Annotated in this window: 16 protein-coding genes and 3 tRNA genes; 11 read left to right on the top strand and 8 right to left on the bottom strand. The window is 34.4% G+C overall.

Annotated features, from left to right (window positions below):
• The first annotated feature begins 3 nt into the window (after positions 1-3).
• From P0Y62_15215 to P0Y62_15205, 3 genes are all read left to right on the top strand, one after another.
• Entirely contained in the window at positions 4-759 is a 756-nt protein-coding gene (locus P0Y62_15215; protein ID WEK69186.1) for a DUF5995 family protein, read from the top strand.
• Positions 760-850: 91 nt separating this feature from the next.
• On the top strand, positions 851-2,350 hold the full coding sequence (gene rmuC, locus P0Y62_15210; GenBank protein WEK69185.1) for a DNA recombination protein RmuC: 1,500 nt from the start codon (positions 851-853) through the stop codon (positions 2,348-2,350).
• A 4-nt stretch (positions 2,351-2,354) separates the two neighbouring features.
• Positions 2,355-3,119, top strand: a complete 765-nt coding sequence (locus P0Y62_15205; protein WEK69184.1) for an RNA methyltransferase — start codon at positions 2,355-2,357, stop codon at positions 3,117-3,119.
• 78 nt (positions 3,120-3,197) lie between these two features.
• On the opposite strand, the gene P0Y62_15200 is transcribed toward P0Y62_15205, so the two are convergent.
• Positions 3,198-3,443: a hypothetical protein gene (locus P0Y62_15200; GenBank protein WEK69183.1), complete on the bottom strand. Its 246-nt coding sequence runs from the start codon at positions 3,441-3,443 to the stop codon at positions 3,198-3,200.
• Between the two features lie 183 nt (positions 3,444-3,626).
• On the opposite strand from P0Y62_15200, the gene P0Y62_15195 reads away from it, so the two are divergent.
• Positions 3,627-4,790 carry a hypothetical protein gene (locus P0Y62_15195; protein ID WEK69182.1) on the top strand — a complete coding sequence of 388 codons (1,164 nt, stop codon included), beginning with the start codon at positions 3,627-3,629 and terminating at the stop codon, positions 4,788-4,790.
• Positions 4,774-5,358: a hypothetical protein gene (locus tag P0Y62_15190; protein ID WEK69181.1), complete on the top strand. Its 585-nt coding sequence runs from the start codon at positions 4,774-4,776 to the stop codon at positions 5,356-5,358. The genes P0Y62_15195 and P0Y62_15190 overlap by 17 nt, the downstream gene beginning before the upstream one ends.
• On the opposite strand, the gene P0Y62_15185 is transcribed toward P0Y62_15190, so the two are convergent.
• Positions 5,307-5,882: a 5-formyltetrahydrofolate cyclo-ligase gene (locus P0Y62_15185; protein WEK69180.1), complete on the bottom strand. Its 576-nt coding sequence runs from the start codon at positions 5,880-5,882 to the stop codon at positions 5,307-5,309. The genes P0Y62_15190 and P0Y62_15185 overlap by 52 nt on opposite strands.
• A 5-nt stretch (positions 5,883-5,887) precedes the next feature.
• Entirely contained in the window at positions 5,888-7,264 is a 1,377-nt protein-coding gene (locus P0Y62_15180; protein ID WEK69179.1) for a rhodanese-related sulfurtransferase, read from the bottom strand.
• Positions 7,265-7,645: 381 nt separating this feature from the next.
• Between P0Y62_15180 and P0Y62_15175 the strand changes: the two genes are divergently transcribed.
• Positions 7,646-9,169 (top strand): trypsin-like peptidase domain-containing protein, encoded by a 1,524-nt coding sequence (locus tag P0Y62_15175; GenBank protein WEK69178.1) that lies wholly within the window; start codon positions 7,646-7,648, stop codon positions 9,167-9,169.
• Positions 9,170-9,238: 69 nt separating this feature from the next.
• Here the strand turns inward: P0Y62_15175 and P0Y62_15170 are convergent, their stop codons facing one another.
• The 3 genes from P0Y62_15170 to P0Y62_15160 all read right to left on the bottom strand — a co-directional run bounded on the left by P0Y62_15170 (position 9,239) and on the right by P0Y62_15160 (position 12,738).
• Positions 9,239-9,691 (bottom strand): hypothetical protein, encoded by a 453-nt coding sequence (locus P0Y62_15170; GenBank protein ID WEK69177.1) that lies wholly within the window; start codon positions 9,689-9,691, stop codon positions 9,239-9,241.
• A 10-nt stretch (positions 9,692-9,701) separates the two neighbouring features.
• Positions 9,702-10,082: a RidA family protein gene (locus P0Y62_15165; GenBank protein WEK69176.1), complete on the bottom strand. Its 381-nt coding sequence runs from the start codon at positions 10,080-10,082 to the stop codon at positions 9,702-9,704.
• A 67-nt stretch (positions 10,083-10,149) separates the two neighbouring features.
• Positions 10,150-12,738: a putative LPS assembly protein LptD gene (locus P0Y62_15160; protein ID WEK69175.1), complete on the bottom strand. Its 2,589-nt coding sequence runs from the start codon at positions 12,736-12,738 to the stop codon at positions 10,150-10,152.
• A 53-nt stretch (positions 12,739-12,791) separates the two neighbouring features.
• On the opposite strand from P0Y62_15160, the gene P0Y62_15155 reads away from it, so the two are divergent.
• From P0Y62_15155 to P0Y62_15135, 5 genes are all read left to right on the top strand, one after another.
• Positions 12,792-14,084 (top strand): N-acetylmuramoyl-L-alanine amidase, encoded by a 1,293-nt coding sequence (locus P0Y62_15155; protein ID WEK69174.1) that lies wholly within the window; start codon positions 12,792-12,794, stop codon positions 14,082-14,084.
• Positions 14,085-14,143: 59 nt separating this feature from the next.
• Positions 14,144-14,215 (top strand) — tRNA-Glu (locus P0Y62_15150).
• A gap of 126 nt (positions 14,216-14,341) precedes the next feature.
• A complete protein-coding gene (rpsT, locus tag P0Y62_15145; GenBank protein WEK69173.1) occupies positions 14,342-14,596 on the top strand; it encodes a 30S ribosomal protein S20 in 255 nt (84 codons plus the stop codon).
• 11 nt (positions 14,597-14,607) lie between these two features.
• A tRNA-Glu gene (locus tag P0Y62_15140) sits at positions 14,608-14,679 on the top strand.
• A 91-nt stretch (positions 14,680-14,770) separates the two neighbouring features.
• Positions 14,771-14,842, top strand: a tRNA-Glu gene (locus P0Y62_15135).
• A gap of 385 nt (positions 14,843-15,227) precedes the next feature.
• On the opposite strand, the gene P0Y62_15130 is transcribed toward P0Y62_15135, so the two are convergent.
• Complete coding sequence (locus P0Y62_15130; GenBank protein WEK69172.1) at positions 15,228-15,659, bottom strand: hypothetical protein; 432 nt, start codon at positions 15,657-15,659, stop codon at positions 15,228-15,230.
• Positions 15,660-15,755: 96 nt separating this feature from the next.
• Positions 15,756-16,976, bottom strand: coding sequence for a T9SS type A sorting domain-containing protein (locus P0Y62_15125; protein WEK69171.1), 1,221 nt, complete (start codon positions 16,974-16,976; stop codon positions 15,756-15,758).
• Positions 16,977-17,038: the final 62 nt, after the last annotated feature.

Here is a 17,038-nt window from a genome sequence, read left to right as displayed (position 1 = left end):
ACCATGAAAACCATCGAAGAAGTTCTGAAAAAATTAGACGAAATCATTATCTGGTGCAAAGAAAACAAAAGTCCGGCAGGATACTTCGCGTGTACCTATAAAATCATGACTGCACAGGTTTTAAAAGGAATTCAACAGAAAAAATTCGAAGACAACCCAAGAATGACTTTACTGGATATTGCTTTTGCCCAAAGATATCTTGCAGCATGGGAGAGCTATCAAAAAGGCCAAAAATGCACTAATGCTTGGTATTTAGCTTTTGAAGCAACAAAAAACAAAGATCTTCTTATTTTACAGCATATTTTCTTAGGGATGAATGCGCACATTAATTTAGATTTGGGAATTTCCGCAGCCTCCATTATGCCTTACAGAAAAATAAATCCTTTAAAAACGGACTTTGAAAACATCAACAATGTTATCGCCTCTATCAACCAAAAAGTTCAGGATTCATTAAATAAAATATGTTATCCCGTGGAATTAATCGATCAGATTTCAAATGGGAAAGACAATACCGTTTTAGACTTTGCCATATCAAGAGCCCGGGAAACTTCCTGGGCAACTGCAGTTATCACATCAAACACTCCCAATTTCCTAAGAGATTCCGTTATTGGAATTGTAGATTATGCCGCAGCAAAAGTAGCAACGCAAATTTTAAATCCAAGAATTCTGACCCCTGCTTTACTTAAAGAATTAAAAAAATGTGAAAGCAGTGATGTTGTGAAAAACATCGAAATCCTGGCTTCAACAAAGAATATTTAATTGAGTACATAAAATAATGATCGGAATTTCGGTATAAAATTTTACGGTTTTCCATAAAAGAAATCCATTTTCCTTTTTGTAATTTTGGCGTATGGAAATGAGCTACTTGATCATCGGATTTATTGTTGGAGGAATTTTAGGAGGTATTATCCTTTATTTCATGACGAAATCGTCTATGATTTCCAGAACTTCTTATGATGACCTTTCCCGTCAAAACATTAAAATGACTTCGGACCTGGAAAATTTAGCTGAAAAATCTCAGGATCTTCAAAATCAGATTGCAAACGAAAAAGACTCTTACTTACTCCAAAGTGATCTGCTCAACGATCTCAAAAATGAATTTGCAAAAATATCTGCAGAATATACTTCCATTCAATCTCAATTCGAAGATCAAAAACTAATGCTTTTCAACCAGACTCATCAGATTGAAAAACTTTTGGATGAAAAACAGGAGCTTATAGCAAAAAATGCGGAACTTTCTGCAGTGAACCAAAACCTAAAAACTTCTCTTGAAACTCAGAAAGAAGAAATTTCAAAAATTCAGGAAGAAGGAAAACTTCAATTTGAAAACCTTGCGAATAAAATTTTAGAAGAAAAAAGTGAAAAGTTTACTTCTTTAAACCAAAACAATTTAAAAACAATCCTTGAACCGTTTCAGGAAAAAATAAATGACCTTAAGAACAAGGTAAACGAAGCCTACGAAAAGGAAAATAAGGAACGTTTTTCTCTTGCTGAAAAAGTAAAAGAATTGGCTTTACTGAATCAACAAATTTCTGAGGATGCCAAAAAACTGACAAAAGCATTAAAAGGGGAAAGCAAAACCCAGGGAAACTGGGGCGAAATGATCCTGGAAAGTATTTTAGAAAAATCCGGGCTGGTAAAAGGTCGTGAATATTTTCTTGAACACGAACTTCGCGATGAAGATAACAAAGCTCTTTTTTCTGAATTTTCGGGCAAAAAAATGCGCCCCGATGCAGTAGTCAAATATCCAGATGAGAGGAATGTCATTATTGATTCAAAAGTTTCTTTAACAGCCTTTACAGAACTTGTGGACGAAACCGATGCTGATATTTACCAGATAAAAATCAATCAACATCTCCAGTCTATTAAAAACCACATTACACAGCTAAGTCAGAAAGCCTATGATGATTATGGAAAGTCTTTAGATTTTGTGATGATGTTTATACCAAGTGAACCCGCTTATATTGCAGCTATGCAGGCGGATCAAAACTTATGGAATTTCGCTTACGAAAAAAGAATTCTACTGCTTAATCCAAGCAACCTGATCACCTCTTTAAAACTCATTGCCGATCTTTGGAAAAGGGAATATCAAAACAGAAACTCCATGGAAATAGCAGAACGCGGGGCAAAACTCTATGATAAATTCTCCAGCTTTGTAGAAAATCTTGAGAAAGTCGGGAAAAATATAGATCAGGCAAAGAATGTCTATAATGACGCGTTCAAACAATTATATACCGGAAATGACAATCTGATTATTCAGACTCAAAAATTAAAATCATTGGGAATTAAAAATAAAAAAGAACTTCCTCAAAGTCTTATTGACAATTCTCAAACTTCATTAGAATCTTAAAAATATGATAGAAAGCTTTCAAAACGAAAAGATAAAAGGTCTTACTAAACTCATCACAGACAATCGCCACCGAAAGAAATCGAATGTTTTTGTCGTAGAAGGTGATCAGGAAAATGAAAGAGCTCAAAAATTTAATTTTGAACCTGTGGAGTTCTATATCTGTGAAAGTATTTTCAAAGGCAATGCTCCCGTGGGAAAAATCCACTTAGTAAGTGATAAAGTATATGAAAAAATAGCATACAGAGGAAGCTCCGAAGGAATTATTGGTGTTTATAAAACCAAGAATGAAGAACTCCATTCATTTCAACCCAAAGAAAATTCAACCATTATTATTGTAGAAGGAATAGAGAAACCCGGAAATTTAGGAGCTATATTAAGAAGCTGTGAAGCCTTTGGGATAGATGCACTTATTGTTTCTGATGGAAAAACTGACTTTTATAATCCTAATGTCATCCGTTCAAGTGTAGGCTGCCTGTTTGGCATGAATGTATTTCAGTCAGAAAACCAGGAAACACTGGATTTCCTGAAAAAAAATCAATTTAATATCTATACGACCATTATGGATGAAACCGCCGAAAATTTACCTCTAAGAGATTTCACACAGAAGTCTGCCATTGTTTTTGGGACAGAACATTCGGGATTAAGTGATTTCTGGTTTAAAAAAGGACAAAATACCCTTATTCCAATGAGCGGGAGCATTGACTCTTTAAACCTAAGTAATGCTGTAGCCATTACCTGCTATGAAACATTAAGACAAAAAATGATTTAAAAAACGAATTTTAGATTTAGAACATAAAAAAACCGCTTCAAAAATGAGGCGGTTCTTTTATTGTAAGATAAGTTAGAATTATTTCTTAACTTCTTCTTTTTTAACTTCAGTAGTTGTAGTAGTCTTAGTAGCTGTAGAATCAGCAGCTTTAGTAGCTGTAGAATCAGCAGCAGGAGCAACAGCTGTAGAATCTGTAGCAGGAGCAACTGCAGTAGAATCTGTAGTTACAGCTGTAGAATCTGTAGTAGTAGTTGTAGCTTCACCTTTTTTACAAGCAACCAAAGAAATAGCAGCGATAGCAGCTACGAATAATGACTTTTTCATAATAAATTAAATTTAATTTTGTTAATATTGTTTTATAAAACTCTTTTCTGTTCTGTTATTTGAACGAGACAAAGGTAGAGCAGATAGAAAACTTGTGTATGAAAAATAATTGTAATACTTTTGTAAAACAATTTTACAAATAAACACAACTGAATTTCAACAACTTAATCATTTAAATTAAAATTGACAGATTTAGATCTATTGCATTTTGAGCAGTTAAAAAAGGACGTACAGGCTCAATATTTGGAACAACACACCCCTTCTTTTGATGATATTTCAAAATGGAAGGGTATTGATATCATCTATTTCCAGGAAGATCTTCGTAAAAAAGCAAAAGGCAACATCAGCGAAAAGTCTTTTTATACCTATTTCAAAACTTCTCCGGTTACTAAATTGCCACGCATCGATATGCTCAATTTACTGAGTGTTTATACGGGTTATGAATCTTGGTATGAATTCAAAAAGCAACATCTTTTTGCCGGAGAATTACTCACAGAAGATGATAACTTAACCGAAGAAGAAGCTAAGGAATTAGAAAAAACGGTATCAGCATCACTGAATTTACCAAAAACAGAAAATTTAGCAGCAAAAACAGAGTTTTCGTCTCAGGAAAACATAGATTTACAAAAAACAAATATTGAAAATCAGACAATTAATAAAAATATTGAAAAATCAGAGACATCTGATTTTGGGCTTCAAAAAGCTAAGAAAAATTTCTTCAGAAGAAACGCCTGGGCAATAATTACTACAATTTTAATTCTTATTACAGGATTGCTTGGGTTTAAGGATGCTATTTTTCAAAAAACTTATACGTATTGTTTTACGGATGCAGACCGTGCCGTTTCTGTAATGAATACTATTGAGGTAAAAGTGATCAAAGAAAACGAATCACCTATTCTCTATAAGATCAAGCCCGGTGAGTGCTTTCGCTATTCCACCAAAGATAAAAGCCTGAAATTGCAGATATCCGCTCCTTTTTATGAGGATCTTGAAATAAACAGAAGCCTAGAAAATGCACCAGAAGAGGAAATGATTGAATTAAAGCCTGATGATTATAAAATGGCTGTCAATTATTTCTCTATGAAAGACGCGAATGGAAATCCTGAACTATTGAAACAAAAACGTAAACAGCTGGACAATCTCATCAGTGACAATGCTATTATCTATCAGGTTTACGACAACGCAACCTATGGTATCGAAACTTTAGACAAACAAAAATATATTACTCTAGTAACCACTCCTACAACCTCTCTTAAAAATCTCAGCGTTATTGAAATGAAAAGAGAAAAAGGAAAAATAGTATCTATTAAATTTAAAATTGCTAATACAGATGAAAATAATAAATAATCTTTTAGTCTTGGCAGTAATGCTTTTCGGTTTAGCATCATGTAACAAAAAAAGCGCTGAAGTAAGCGATTTAGATAAATTAAGAAACAGCAATAACAAAAAAACGTATCCTGCCGTACAAATGGATAGTGCACAGGCGATTAACTTCATTACCAAACAGAAAGTTCAGGAGCTCTTGGATCTTTCAACACTTTATCTTTCAGGGAACAAGGACACAGAAATTGACACCGTTATTTATTCTCAGATGGAAAGTTATTTCAATAAGCCGGACAGTCTTACATTCAAAAGATTATTCCATGAACTGGATAGCTTAAAAGTAAAGACTGTAAAAGTAAACAACCTGGAAGTATACAAGGATATTCATAAAAAAGATACCTTAGACTTCGCAAAATTCAGTGTAGAATATTTTGACAACAAAAATAAATCCATTGGTGTTTTTGAAAAAAACGCACAATATATACTGCAATCTGCACCTGTAAAGTTTAAAAAAGAGTTTAAGTTTTACTTTTTAAATTTCTATTCTAAGCCTTTACCAAAAGACAGCACATCAGCAGGAGTTACCAAATAGTCAAGCGGGATATCATTTTCCCAGACATCATCGATATTTTCATCGGGGTTAAAGTAATTAACTCCGATTTTTTTTACTTCTTGAGAAATGCTTTCGAAGAATCCGTCATAAAAACCTTTTCCATATCCCACTCTATTCCCCTTCTTATCACAATATAAAAGTGGCGTAATCACATAATGAAAAAAAGTTTCCCCTAAATCCTCATTGGAAACAGGTTCCGGAATTCCCCAATGACTGGTTTCAAAAATTGTATCTGCAAAAATTTCAATATGAATTAATTGATCATCAACAACCTTAGGCACAAAAACACGAATATTCTGCTTAAAAAAATAATCAATGAATAGTTGTGTATTAATTTCGTTTCTCTCCAAAATAGGAATGAAAACATGTACCTTTTCTCCGTGCTCAGGCTTAAAGTAACTAATAAAATTTTCAAAGATCTTTTCAGATAACAAGAAAGCCTCATCGGTTGACAAGGCTTTTCTTTGTTGCATATATTTTTTTCTAAGCTCGGCTTTTAACATAATGATTACGCGTTTTCAGACGGCTGTACAATTTTATATAATTTGTCAGATAAACGGACTCTGAAAGGAAGCTCAAAAGTAATTTGATCTCCTGCTTTTGCAGAATCACTGAAATCACCGTTTACAAAAATTTGAGTAATGATAACTTCCTGATCTCCCGTTGTCGGTCCCGAAATCAAAACTTTATCTCCTACAGAAAGCTCTTTATTTTCAATCAAGAACTGTGCAATTTTTGATTTGGAATAATAATGCTCTGCCTTTCCGATCAATGTCTTTTTGATCTTTATTTTCTGACGGATATCCTTCGTTTCAGGTTTCGCTTTTGCCAAAGTCTGTGTTGACAGATCTCCGGAATTTTTAAACTTCAAAGCTTCAGATTTTCCTTTTCTGAATACCTTATTACCTACCTGCAATCCTTTTCTCAGTTTCAATTGTTCTTCCAAAGGCAAATGAATGATTTCTAAACATTCGGTAGAACAAGTATTTTCCATCGCAGCCTTACATTCATCACATTGAATAAACAATAAATGGCAAGCATCGTTGGCACAATTGGTATGATTGTCACAAGGTTTTCCACATTGGTGACACTGCGCTATGATATCATCTGTAATTCTTTCTCCTAAACGGTGATCGAATACAAAGTTTTTACCTATGAATTTACTTTCAATTCCTTCTTCTTTGATCTGACGGGTATATTCAATAATCCCGCCTTCCAATTGGAAAACGTTCTTGAATCCCTGATGCTTAAAGTAAGCACTTGCTTTCTCACAACGAATTCCACCGGTACAGTACATCAGCAGGTTTTTATCTTCCTTAAAATCCTGTAGCTGTTCATTAATAATTGGTAAACTCTCTCTGAAATTTTCTACATCAGGAGTAATTGCTCCTTCAAAATGCCCGACTTCACTTTCGTAGTGATTTCTAAAATCTACTACAATCGTGTTTGGGTCATCTAACATATTGTTAAACTCTTGTGCCTTTAAATGAACTCCTTTATTGGTAACATCAAAAGTATCATCATTCAAACCATCTGCAACGATTTTGTTTCTAACTTTGATAGTTAATTTCAAAAAAGAATGATTATCCTGCTCAACTGCGACATTCAATCGAATGCCTTTCATAAAGTCATATGCTTCCAATGTATCACGAAATGCTTCAAAATTGTCTGCAGGAACACTCATCTGAGCATTAATTCCTTCATGAGCAACATAAATACGACCCAATGCATCAAGAGCATTCCAGGCTATAAATAAATCGTCGCGAAATTTTTTGGGATCTTCAATTTTGGCATACGCATAGAAAGACAATGTAAGACGTTCCTTACCAGCTTCATCAATAAGTTGAGCTCTTTCTTCTGCGCTTAAGGTGTTGTACAGTTGCATGCTATAAACGTTTTAAGTGAGAAAAATTTTTGCAAAGGTAATCATTTAATTTTAACTGAATTCTGGTTAGTAAGTGATTAATATCAATAATATCTTATCTTCTTTATCAAGTTTTGGAATGAAATTTATAGATTAAATTACAGAATTTAACTTTTCAATCTCTTTACTCATCTTACAATATGTCATATTGTCATTTAATAAATTTTTAAGATTAGTTAATAGTGACAAATAATTACCACATAACATCTAAAATAATGTTATTGTAGTTAAATTTTAGTTAAAAGTGAAACATTTAATACCAATTGCTTACCTATTTAGCATTAAATTTGTTTACAATAAAACGAAAAGATAAATAACATAAATAATTAAGAAAGATATACAATGAAGAGTACTTTAAAAAAACTATTACCATTTGCAGTAGTAGGCGTTATGTCCGGAGCTACTACCGTTGGAGCATTGCAATATTTTAATCATGATTCCAACAACGGAGACCAATCATACTTTACAAAATCGGCGTCGAATGTTTCTTTTACAGGAATGAATTCCGGAGCAGTAGGTGAAGATTTTGTAAAAGCGGCGAAAACAACAGTTCCTGCAGTAGTTACTATTAAGAACTATCAATCAAGATCAACGAGCAGAGCGTCGGAGCAGGATATTTTTGATTTCTTCTTCGGTCCTCAAAACGGAAGAGGTCAGCAAAGACAACAGCAACAGACTCCTGACAATATGCCATCGGGGATGGGATCAGGAGTAATCATTTCGCCGGATGGTTATATTATCTCCAACAATCACGTTGTAGCCGGAGCCAATAAACTTGAAGTCGTTTTAAGCAATAAAAAATCTTATATAGCAACTTTGGTAGGAACTGATCCAAACACGGATATTTCTCTATTAAAAATCGAAGAAAAGGGATTACCATATTTAAATTTTGCCAATTCTGACAATATTGAAGTAGGACAATGGGTTCTTGCCGTAGGAAATCCACTTGGATTAAATTCTACAGTTACCGCAGGTATTGTTTCTGCTAAAGGAAGAGGCATCGGAATTTTAAGCTCACAAGGAAAGGCAGCCAATCCTATTGAAAGTTTCATTCAGACGGATGCTGCAATTAATCCAGGAAACTCAGGAGGAGCTTTGGTAAATACAAACGGAGATCTTATCGGGATTAACTCAGCGATTCAGTCTACAACAGGGTATTATCAGGGATATGGATTTGCAATTCCTTCCAACCTTGCCAGAAAAATCGTTGAAGACATTAAAAAATTCGGTATCGTTCAAAGAGGATTCCTTGGAGTAACCACGATAGATCTTTCAAATGATCAATTAGTAGCGGCTTATAATAAGGATCAGAAGACGAATATAAAAGCAGGATCTGGTATGTATGTTACCGGTTTCGGAGAGAATAGCGGTGCGGAAGATGCAGGAATCAAAAAAGGAGATATTATTACTAAAATTGACTCTTATGCCATTACAGATTTCGCTGATCTTTCTGCTGCCATCGGAAGCAAGAGACCAGGAGATAAAGTACAGGTAACTTACTTAAGAAACGGTAAAGAAAATATAACGACAGCTACTCTTAGAGATCAAAAAGGAGGTACTTCTACAAGAACTAAAGCAGACCTAAGCGTCACTGAAAAAATAGGAGCAGAATTTAAGCCTTTGGATGAAAGATTCAAAACGGATTATGGATTAAACAGCGGGGTTATTGCCACTAATGTAGCAGAAGGAGGTGAAGTTGCCAAAATCGGAATTGTAGACAATTATATTGTAATTGAAATCAACGGAAAACCGGTAAACTCACAGAAAGACGTTGAGAAAATCCTTGATAAATATTCAGGAAATGTACAGGTAAAATTTGTAGACGCTTACGGACAGATCTACACAAGAGGTTTCAAAATGCCTTAATTAAAGAGCTAAACTTAACTTCATACAAAATAAAAACGCTGCAGAATTGCAGCGTTTTTATTTTGTATTTTAAGATTTATTCATTTTTTCAGCAATTCTTTTTTTCTTACTTCGTTCATACAATACTTCAACAATTTTTCCCCCGATCCAAGAGAATGGAAAAAAGGTAAGAAAAATCGAAATTTTGTAAAAGGTAGGATGATATGGGAAAATGATAACATCCAGCATTGCTATAAACAACATGATGAAACCAATAAGAATAGCATAAGCCACTTTAGCATATTTAACGATAATTGCCGTTGCTACTCCTCCTACTGTAGTTCCTAAGCCGGAAATAAACAAGAGAAATCCAAAAAAGGCTTTATCACCCTGCATACTCTGAAGAAATCTCTGCCAATGCTCAAACGGAGCAAAAGCGTCAAAAGTAACCCATTGTGGAAACACTCTTATCCCAAGAGTAATAATAAGCCCCGCAATACCGAGCCCTACAATAACCGCCAATGTATTTCTTAAAAAATTCATGAATTCCTACTTAATCCTGATGTGCAATCATAGAAATTTCGATATCAACATTCTTTGGCAAGCAAGAAACCTGAACCGTTTCACGGGCAGGATAGCTATCCGCATCTAAGTAAGAAGCATAAATATCATTCATTACAGCAAAATCATCCATATTCTTAAGGAAGATCGTTGCTTTTACAACGTTTTTAAATGTCATCCCAGCTTCTGTAAGGATAGCTTCAAGGTTTTTCATTACCTGATGCGTTTCTTTTTCAATTCCTTCTACCAATTTACCAGTTGCAGGATCTACAGGAATCTGTCCGGAAATATACAAAACTCCGTTTGCCAAATTAGCTTGTGAATAAGGTCCGATAGCTGCAGGCGCATTTACGGTGTTGATTATTTTTTTCATTAGAATTTATTTTGGGTGCAAATATAAAATTTATATTCTATTTCTATCCTTCAATATCACTTCTATGTTAGAAAGGTGCATTAGGCTGCGTAAAGCTTCTGTCTTTATACTTCAATGCATCACTTAAAATGTTGGCTTTTATCCCGATAAAGAAGTCATATACCTTATAGCGTCCAAAAGGAACCCAGTTAAAATTGATAGTAAAACTTCTCTGATCCCTTGAAAAGCCAATACGTGTCAAAGCCAAATCTTTAGTTACCAAATCGTAATGTGTACTTCCGGTAATGTTCCAATATGGTGTTAATTTAATACTACCATCCAGTCCCAAAGATGCCATTTTAGTCGGAGTTCTAGACAATCCTTTTGAATATTGATAGTTAGTACTTACATTCAATGTCCAGGCCTGATCAAAATGAGCGTAATTATCATCATCAAAATAATAGACCTCATTTCGGATTTCCCCTTTGGTTGGATATTTTTTAGGATAGTCTACTTTTTCACCAAAAATTTCACTGCTTAAAGGATAAGACATCTGTACACCGAATCCCTGAACACTAAAATGTCCGAATTCTTCAGTTCTTACCCCCGTTTCTTCTCCCGGAGCAAATGCAATTCTATAAGGGTCTAATGATAAACTCGTATTTACTGTAAGCTTGTTATTAAAAAAAGATGATTGTCCGTTGATCGTCATTATAGACCAAGGGTGATCTTTCGCTGCAAAGTTATAATTCCCGTTAAGACTTAATGATTCGAAGATTTTAACCTTTTTCACTCCGGTGGAATCACTTTTTGATTTCACCTTCATTTCAAGATTGTTTCCGATACTAAAAGTAAGCGCTCCTACCATTCCGGTTGTCGGAGATCCTATAATCCCGTTATTTTCAAAAATAGAATATGGAGTAAGAGCACCATTCGCCGTATAATAATTTTTATAATACCCGAATTTTGCATCTCCGAAATCAGGAGAATAAGTAAATCCGATACTTGGCGTTACCATGTGTCTTATCGCTTCAATAGTCGATCCTTTTTTAAAGTTCGCCTGACCGTATAATGTAGTCTGAATACTTGCAGTGGTAGAGAAAGTAGAATATCCTGCAATTTTATTATTCATTTGATTGACCACTGCATTCTCTATAGGATCATAATACTTCGTTACTGTTTTAGTGGTTAAGGCATTATCAATATTAGCACCTAAGCTGAAAGTAAAAAATCTTGCAAATGTGGTATTCGTACCCAGAGTAATATTATTCTTTACTCCGGTCTGCAATTTATCCCACATCGCTTTTTTAAACAACTCTCCACTATTTGTCTGAACATAATTATTAAGGTTCAAACTTGTATTCACGGTAACATTTTCAAGAAGTCCGCTTCTCGTTCCCGTCTTTGACTTAAATAAGTAAAACTGATTTACAGCTACGTTCATTTGAGGAAGCCTTAAATCCGAAAGCCCTGTAGCAAAGTTCTGAGAATAAGAAGCTGTTCCCGTAATCGTAATGGGTAAAGTAAGGAATCTCTTGGTAAGCGTTAATGTAGAGTTCTGCTGGGTTCTCAACACACTCTGATCCATGATATAATTATTGTTTACCGTATTATTATAGAATGTCTGGCTGGTTGCATTGACAGAAGCAGAAAATGTTAAGAACGGATTTGCTTTTGTATCTTGAGTATGCGTCCAGGCAATTCTGTAAGTCCCTGTTTCACTATAATTATCCAATCCTTTTATCCCTCTGATCGTCTTTCCTATGTCCGCCGAAAAGCTTCCCGAATACCTGTATTTTTTTAAATAGTGCATTTCGGGACGTAAATTCCAGCTCCCTTTTGTATAAATATCCGCTAAAACTTTGAGATCGAAATGCTCTCCGATAGGCTGATAATATCCGATACCATTTAAAAAGAACCCCACATCCTGTCGCTCTCCAAAACTGGGAATTAAAATTCCGGCAGCTCTTTTAGAGGAAAAAGGAAGGATGGCAAAAGGCATGATGAGTGGAGTCGGAATTTCTTCAATATACATTCTGATCGGCCCCGTTACAATCTGGGAATTTGTTTTGGTTTTAATTAATTTAATATTGGAAGCCCTCATTTTATAATCGGGCAAAGTATCTTTTTTCTTAATAAAATAGTCATCGGTAGTATAATCTCCGTTCTTCATGGCGAATACAGTATCACTGTACTTCTTTGTCTTCTGTGCAATGATCACTCCTCCACTTTCCTCAGTACGCGCATTATAAGCAATGGCCTGCTTCGTTTTAGTATTGTAGCTAAATTCTGTTGTCTCATATTTTTTACCTCCTTGATTGGTGATTACATTTTCTATAATCTTTCCGGAAGCATCCTGTTTTCCTCTTGCGTAAATCAAACTTCTATTATGATCTATCGAAATATAATCTGCATCGATCTGCATATCCTGATACTTTACCTGAGCATTTCTCAACAGATATGTCATTTTATTCTGAGGATCTGATCTCTCTTCATCAGCTTTTGTTCTCAGAACATCATCTAAAGACTCTTTTTTTACAACAATGGTATCCTTTTGGATAATAGTATCATTAACCACACTTTTAGGCAACTTTTCAGGCGTTTTCTGTGCTAAAAAATTGTTAAAAATTAGGATAATTAAAATTTGTAATATATTTTTGGAGACGGTTTTGGCCAATTTTATGTTATATAATTAAGGTCCAAAATTAATATAATTTTTAAAACTGTAAGATGTACAAACAAAATTTTAAAATAATTTTATCATTTCTTGCGATACTCCTTTTCAACTTTTCCTTTGCTCAAAAAAAATTCACCGTAGTCTTAGACGCAGGTCATGGCGGAGGAGATATAGGAGCCAACAGAAATTACTCTGATATAGGGCTTGTACAAGAAAAAGACGTTACACTCGGTATTGTTCTTAAGTTGGGAGCCATGCTTGAGAAAAATAAAGACTTCAAAGTCATTTATACCCGTAAGATTGATGAATATCCTTCTTTAACGGATAGAACCAATATCGCCAACAGAAGTAAGGCAGATTTATTCATTTCTGTACACGTTAACTCATCTCCTAGTAAAACAGCTACCGCAAGAGGAACAGAAACTTTTGTACAGGGACCTGCCCAAAACAGAGAAAACCTGGAAGTGGCCAAACAGGAAAACAATGTGATCTATCTTGATGAAAAAGATAAGGAAACATTCTCCTCTTACGATTCTTCTTCACCGGAATCACTGATCGCCTTAAAATTACAGCAAAGTAAATATCTTGAAAACAGCCTTATCCTGGGAACCTTTGTAGAAGACAATTTTGCTAAAACAGGAAGATATTCACGGGGAGTAAAACAGGAAAACCTTCACATCCTAAGAAGAAGTGCCATGCCTTCTATACTTATTGAAACCGGCTTCGTCAACAATTATGATGATGCTGCTTTTTTATATTCTGAAAAAGGACAACAGGAAACTGCAGAAAATATTTACAAAGCAATCATAGACTACAAAAAAGCGATTGACAGAAAAACATCGTCTGGTGTCATCGTAAAAAAACCTGAGCCTGAAAAACCTGCCGAAGTTGCATTGAAAAATGATTTCAGGATACTTCTGATTACTTCATCGGTAAAATATAATGACGGTGACCCTGCTTTAAAAGGACTTAATTATATCCTTACCATAAAAGAAGGAGGAGTCTACAAATATTATTACAGTGTTACCAATATGGCATCTACCAGAGATATCAACCTTAGAACCGCAAAAGATGCCGGATTCAAAAACGCATTCGCTGTCGGATTTATGCCTAATCAAAAATTAAGTTCAGGATATTATACAATTGAATTATATGCAGGTCCGGACAAGCTAAGTAGCAATTCTTTCATTCTTCAGTCCCTTAAAGATGTAGACAGAACCAAAACCAATGGTGTGTTCTACTATACCTATGGAAAGGAAGATTCTTTAGAAGGAGCCATTGATCTCCAAAAAGATCTTGAGAAGAAAGGAATTAAAAACACTGTTATTCAGAAAGTTTACAAATAGTTCAAAAAAATAATTTTGAAGTTTAAAAGTTTATTTATACTTTTGCAACCTCAAAATTTGGCCTATTCGTCTAGTGGTTAGGACTCAAGATTTTCATTCTTGCAACAGGGGTTCGATTCCCCTATAGGCTACAAATAAAGATAATATTAACTCGCAAGAGGATAAATTAAAAAAACCAAAAAATATTTTAAATTTTTTAAAAAGAAATTTGGTAGATAAAAAAAAAGTTTATACTTTTGCACTCACATTTGAACGATATGGCAAATCATAAATCAGCATTAAAAAGAATTAGACAGAACGAGGCAAGAAAACTTCGTAACAGATACTACCACAAGACTGCTAGAACAGCACTGAAAGTATTGAGAAATGAAGAAGATAAAGCTGCTGCTGCAGAACAATTGCCAAAAGTTATCTCTTTGTTGGATAAATTAGCTAAGAAGAATATTATCCACAAAAACAAAGCAGCTAACTTGAAAAGCAAATTAACTAAGCACGTTAATAAACTAGCTTAATAAGTATAGTTGGCCCGTTCGTCTATCGGTTAGGACCTCAGATTTTCATTCTGGTAAGAGGGGTTCGATTCCCCTACGGGCTACAAAACTTAATTACTATTCTAACCTAGTGATTAAATAAGAGTTGAAACTTATAAAAACAAAAATCTAACCCTGCATTTGCAGAATATAGATGGCCCGTTCGTCTATCGGTTAGGACCTCAGATTTTCATTCTGGTAAGAGGGGTTCGATTCCCCTACGGGCTACAAAACTTTCAAGGTTTAACCTCTGGTTCTAATAAGTATCAGAGGTTTTTTCATGCTCAATTCGAAAATTATTCTTTACATAGATAACTTTATAAAAAGTTAATTCAGCACATTCCCTTTTAATCTTAAGATTAATCTAAGAGTATTGAGATTTCTTTTTAGGAGAAATAATAACTACAATTAAAGCAGGGGTTTTAAGCTTTATCCTATAACTTTCAATTTTGTATAGATGATATCTTATAGCTCGGCAAAAAACTTTCGGGGTATTATTTTATCTGTAGAAAAAGTTGAGAACTCTAGTACCTTACAGGGTTAATTAAATAAAAATGGAAACAAGCTAAATATAGCTGTTCCCATTTAAAATAACACCAAATTAATAATACACTTAATCTTTCTGAAGCTTCACGAAATTTCCTTTGGCATCAAATAAAGCATCACCACTTGCAATTTCGGCTTCATAATTTACAGTTCCGTCAGCTTTAGTAATTTTTGAAGCCTCTTTGATTTTGCCTAATTTATTTTTTGTAATATAAGTAGAAACTCCTGCAGGAAGTTGATTAATATTAATTTCAGCTTCTTTTTCCTCTACCATTCCTTGAGCATTATAAAGAATACTCATCTCCTGACCTTTATACTTAAAGCCAGCTTCATAATTTCCTGCTTCTTTTTCCCATTTTGCTTTTGTATTAGGATAGGCTTTCTGAAAAGCTTTTTCAACAGCGCTGGGAACTTCTATCTCCTTGTTTTGTTTTTTCTCCTGAGAATACGCTAATGAACCTACACAAATTAAAGAAACAGCTAATAATAAATTTTTCATATCTAATATTTTAAATTAATATTGCAAAGTTGGCAACCGATTCTGTAGAGATGCTGAATTTTATCCTCAAAAAACTATTTACAATAAATTTGAATATTACTTTCTGATAACTTTAAATGCTCTATCCTCCTTCTTAGACTTTAAAGAAATAATATAGGTTCCTTTTGGATATTTCTGCAAATCTATTTTATTTGAAGTAAGAATACCAGTTTCCAAATTCTTCCCGGAAATATCAAAGATTGTGTATTGATATTCTGAAAAATTAGTTTGTAAATCTTTAATATAAATATAGTCTGAAGTTGGATTGGGATAAACTTCCATCGACTTGTCTACATACAAATCGGAGGTTTGTAGATTGGACGCACCGGCAAGCCAAATGACAGCATTTAAAAGCAATGGTTTATGATTTCCATTAGCATCACCAGTATATCCATTATATAAACTGTCGCCCGGGTCTCCGGTTCCGTCATCAGGAACTGAACTATCGCCTAGAGCAACGACTTTTCCTGTACCATAAGTTGCTGTTGCCACCATTACATCCGTAACTCCTGTTGTAGAAGCACCTGTTTTAAAAACCAACCCCTGAACCGACGGATTACTACTTTTATTCAATGTCATAGAAGTTCCGTTCGAATATTGCATTTGTATGGGGTTTCCTGCTGTTCCGTGCAAGATTGTATTAGCAGGCAATGCCGCAAAATTAGTAGTCGTCTGAGAAAAGTTTACCAGATCAAAACTAATCCCAAAAGGATTAACCTGTACGGTATTATTTTGTAAAATATCATTCCATATGGCAGGTGAATCCCATCCATCATTATTTCTATCACTCATGGTATGGTCACTAATCATAAACAACCCGCCACCGGAATTTACAAAATTCACCAATGCATTAGCTTCTGCCGTCGTAAATTTTAAGTTAGGCTCATCAATAATAAAAACTTTGTAAAGAGATAAGTCTTGGGGATTAGTCGGATCTCCGTAAGTAATTTTTCCATTATAAGGTAAGGTTTCTACACTATAACCCAACTTTACCAAATCGACTGCCCAAGCACTTAATGCACCACTCCAATACGTCTCTGATGTAGAACCTGTAATACCACTCTGTGCTGGTGTAGGGATCTGTTGTGGATTACTTTGAGTTCCCCCTGTAGTAACAGTCCCGTTAGAATTTGCTTTAAGATTATATACATCTGTATCTATAACCCAATCTGCATTACCAGCCATTTCTGCTTTTGTCGCATCAAATAAAATCCTGATCTGTGCTTTTGAAAAATTAATAGTGACTATTAATACAACGAGGGTAAATATTCTATTCATTGAAGTAATTATTTTTTTAGTAAACGTCTTAAAATTGAAACTCAATTCTGTAGGGATATTGA

The sequence above is a fragment of the Candidatus Chryseobacterium colombiense genome (genome assembly GCA_029203185.1).
Taxonomy (GTDB): domain Bacteria; phylum Bacteroidota; class Bacteroidia; order Flavobacteriales; family Weeksellaceae; genus Chryseobacterium; species Chryseobacterium colombiense.
The sequence above is the reverse complement of the archived record's forward strand: the minus strand, read 5'-3'. Positions and strand labels throughout refer to the sequence as shown.

Excerpts from the sequence above, each read along its gene's own strand:
- P0Y62_15165 (WEK69176.1), bottom strand. The coding sequence starts at position 10,082 with ATGAAAAAAATAATCAACACCGTAAATGCGCCTGCAGCTATCGGACCT.
- P0Y62_15185 (WEK69180.1), bottom strand. The coding sequence starts at position 5,882 with ATGTTAAAAGCCGAGCTTAGAAAAAAATATATGCAACAAAGAAAAGCC.
- P0Y62_15130 (WEK69172.1), bottom strand. The coding sequence starts at position 15,659 with ATGAAAAATTTATTATTAGCTGTTTCTTTAATTTGTGTAGGTTCATTA.
- P0Y62_15125 (WEK69171.1), bottom strand. The coding sequence starts at position 16,976 with ATGAATAGAATATTTACCCTCGTTGTATTAATAGTCACTATTAATTTT.
- P0Y62_15205 (WEK69184.1), top strand. The coding sequence starts at position 2,355 with ATGATAGAAAGCTTTCAAAACGAAAAGATAAAAGGTCTTACTAAACTC.
- rpsT (WEK69173.1), top strand. The coding sequence starts at position 14,342 with ATGGCAAATCATAAATCAGCATTAAAAAGAATTAGACAGAACGAGGCA.
- P0Y62_15175 (WEK69178.1), top strand. The coding sequence starts at position 7,646 with ATGAAGAGTACTTTAAAAAAACTATTACCATTTGCAGTAGTAGGCGTT.
- P0Y62_15190 (WEK69181.1), top strand. The coding sequence starts at position 4,774 with ATGAAAATAATAAATAATCTTTTAGTCTTGGCAGTAATGCTTTTCGGT.
- P0Y62_15180 (WEK69179.1), bottom strand. The coding sequence starts at position 7,264 with ATGCAACTGTACAACACCTTAAGCGCAGAAGAAAGAGCTCAACTTATT.
- P0Y62_15215 (WEK69186.1), top strand. The coding sequence starts at position 4 with ATGAAAACCATCGAAGAAGTTCTGAAAAAATTAGACGAAATCATTATC.
- P0Y62_15155 (WEK69174.1), top strand. The coding sequence starts at position 12,792 with ATGTACAAACAAAATTTTAAAATAATTTTATCATTTCTTGCGATACTC.
- P0Y62_15170 (WEK69177.1), bottom strand. The coding sequence starts at position 9,691 with ATGAATTTTTTAAGAAATACATTGGCGGTTATTGTAGGGCTCGGTATT.
- P0Y62_15200 (WEK69183.1), bottom strand. The coding sequence starts at position 3,443 with ATGAAAAAGTCATTATTCGTAGCTGCTATCGCTGCTATTTCTTTGGTT.
- rmuC (WEK69185.1), top strand. The coding sequence starts at position 851 with ATGGAAATGAGCTACTTGATCATCGGATTTATTGTTGGAGGAATTTTA.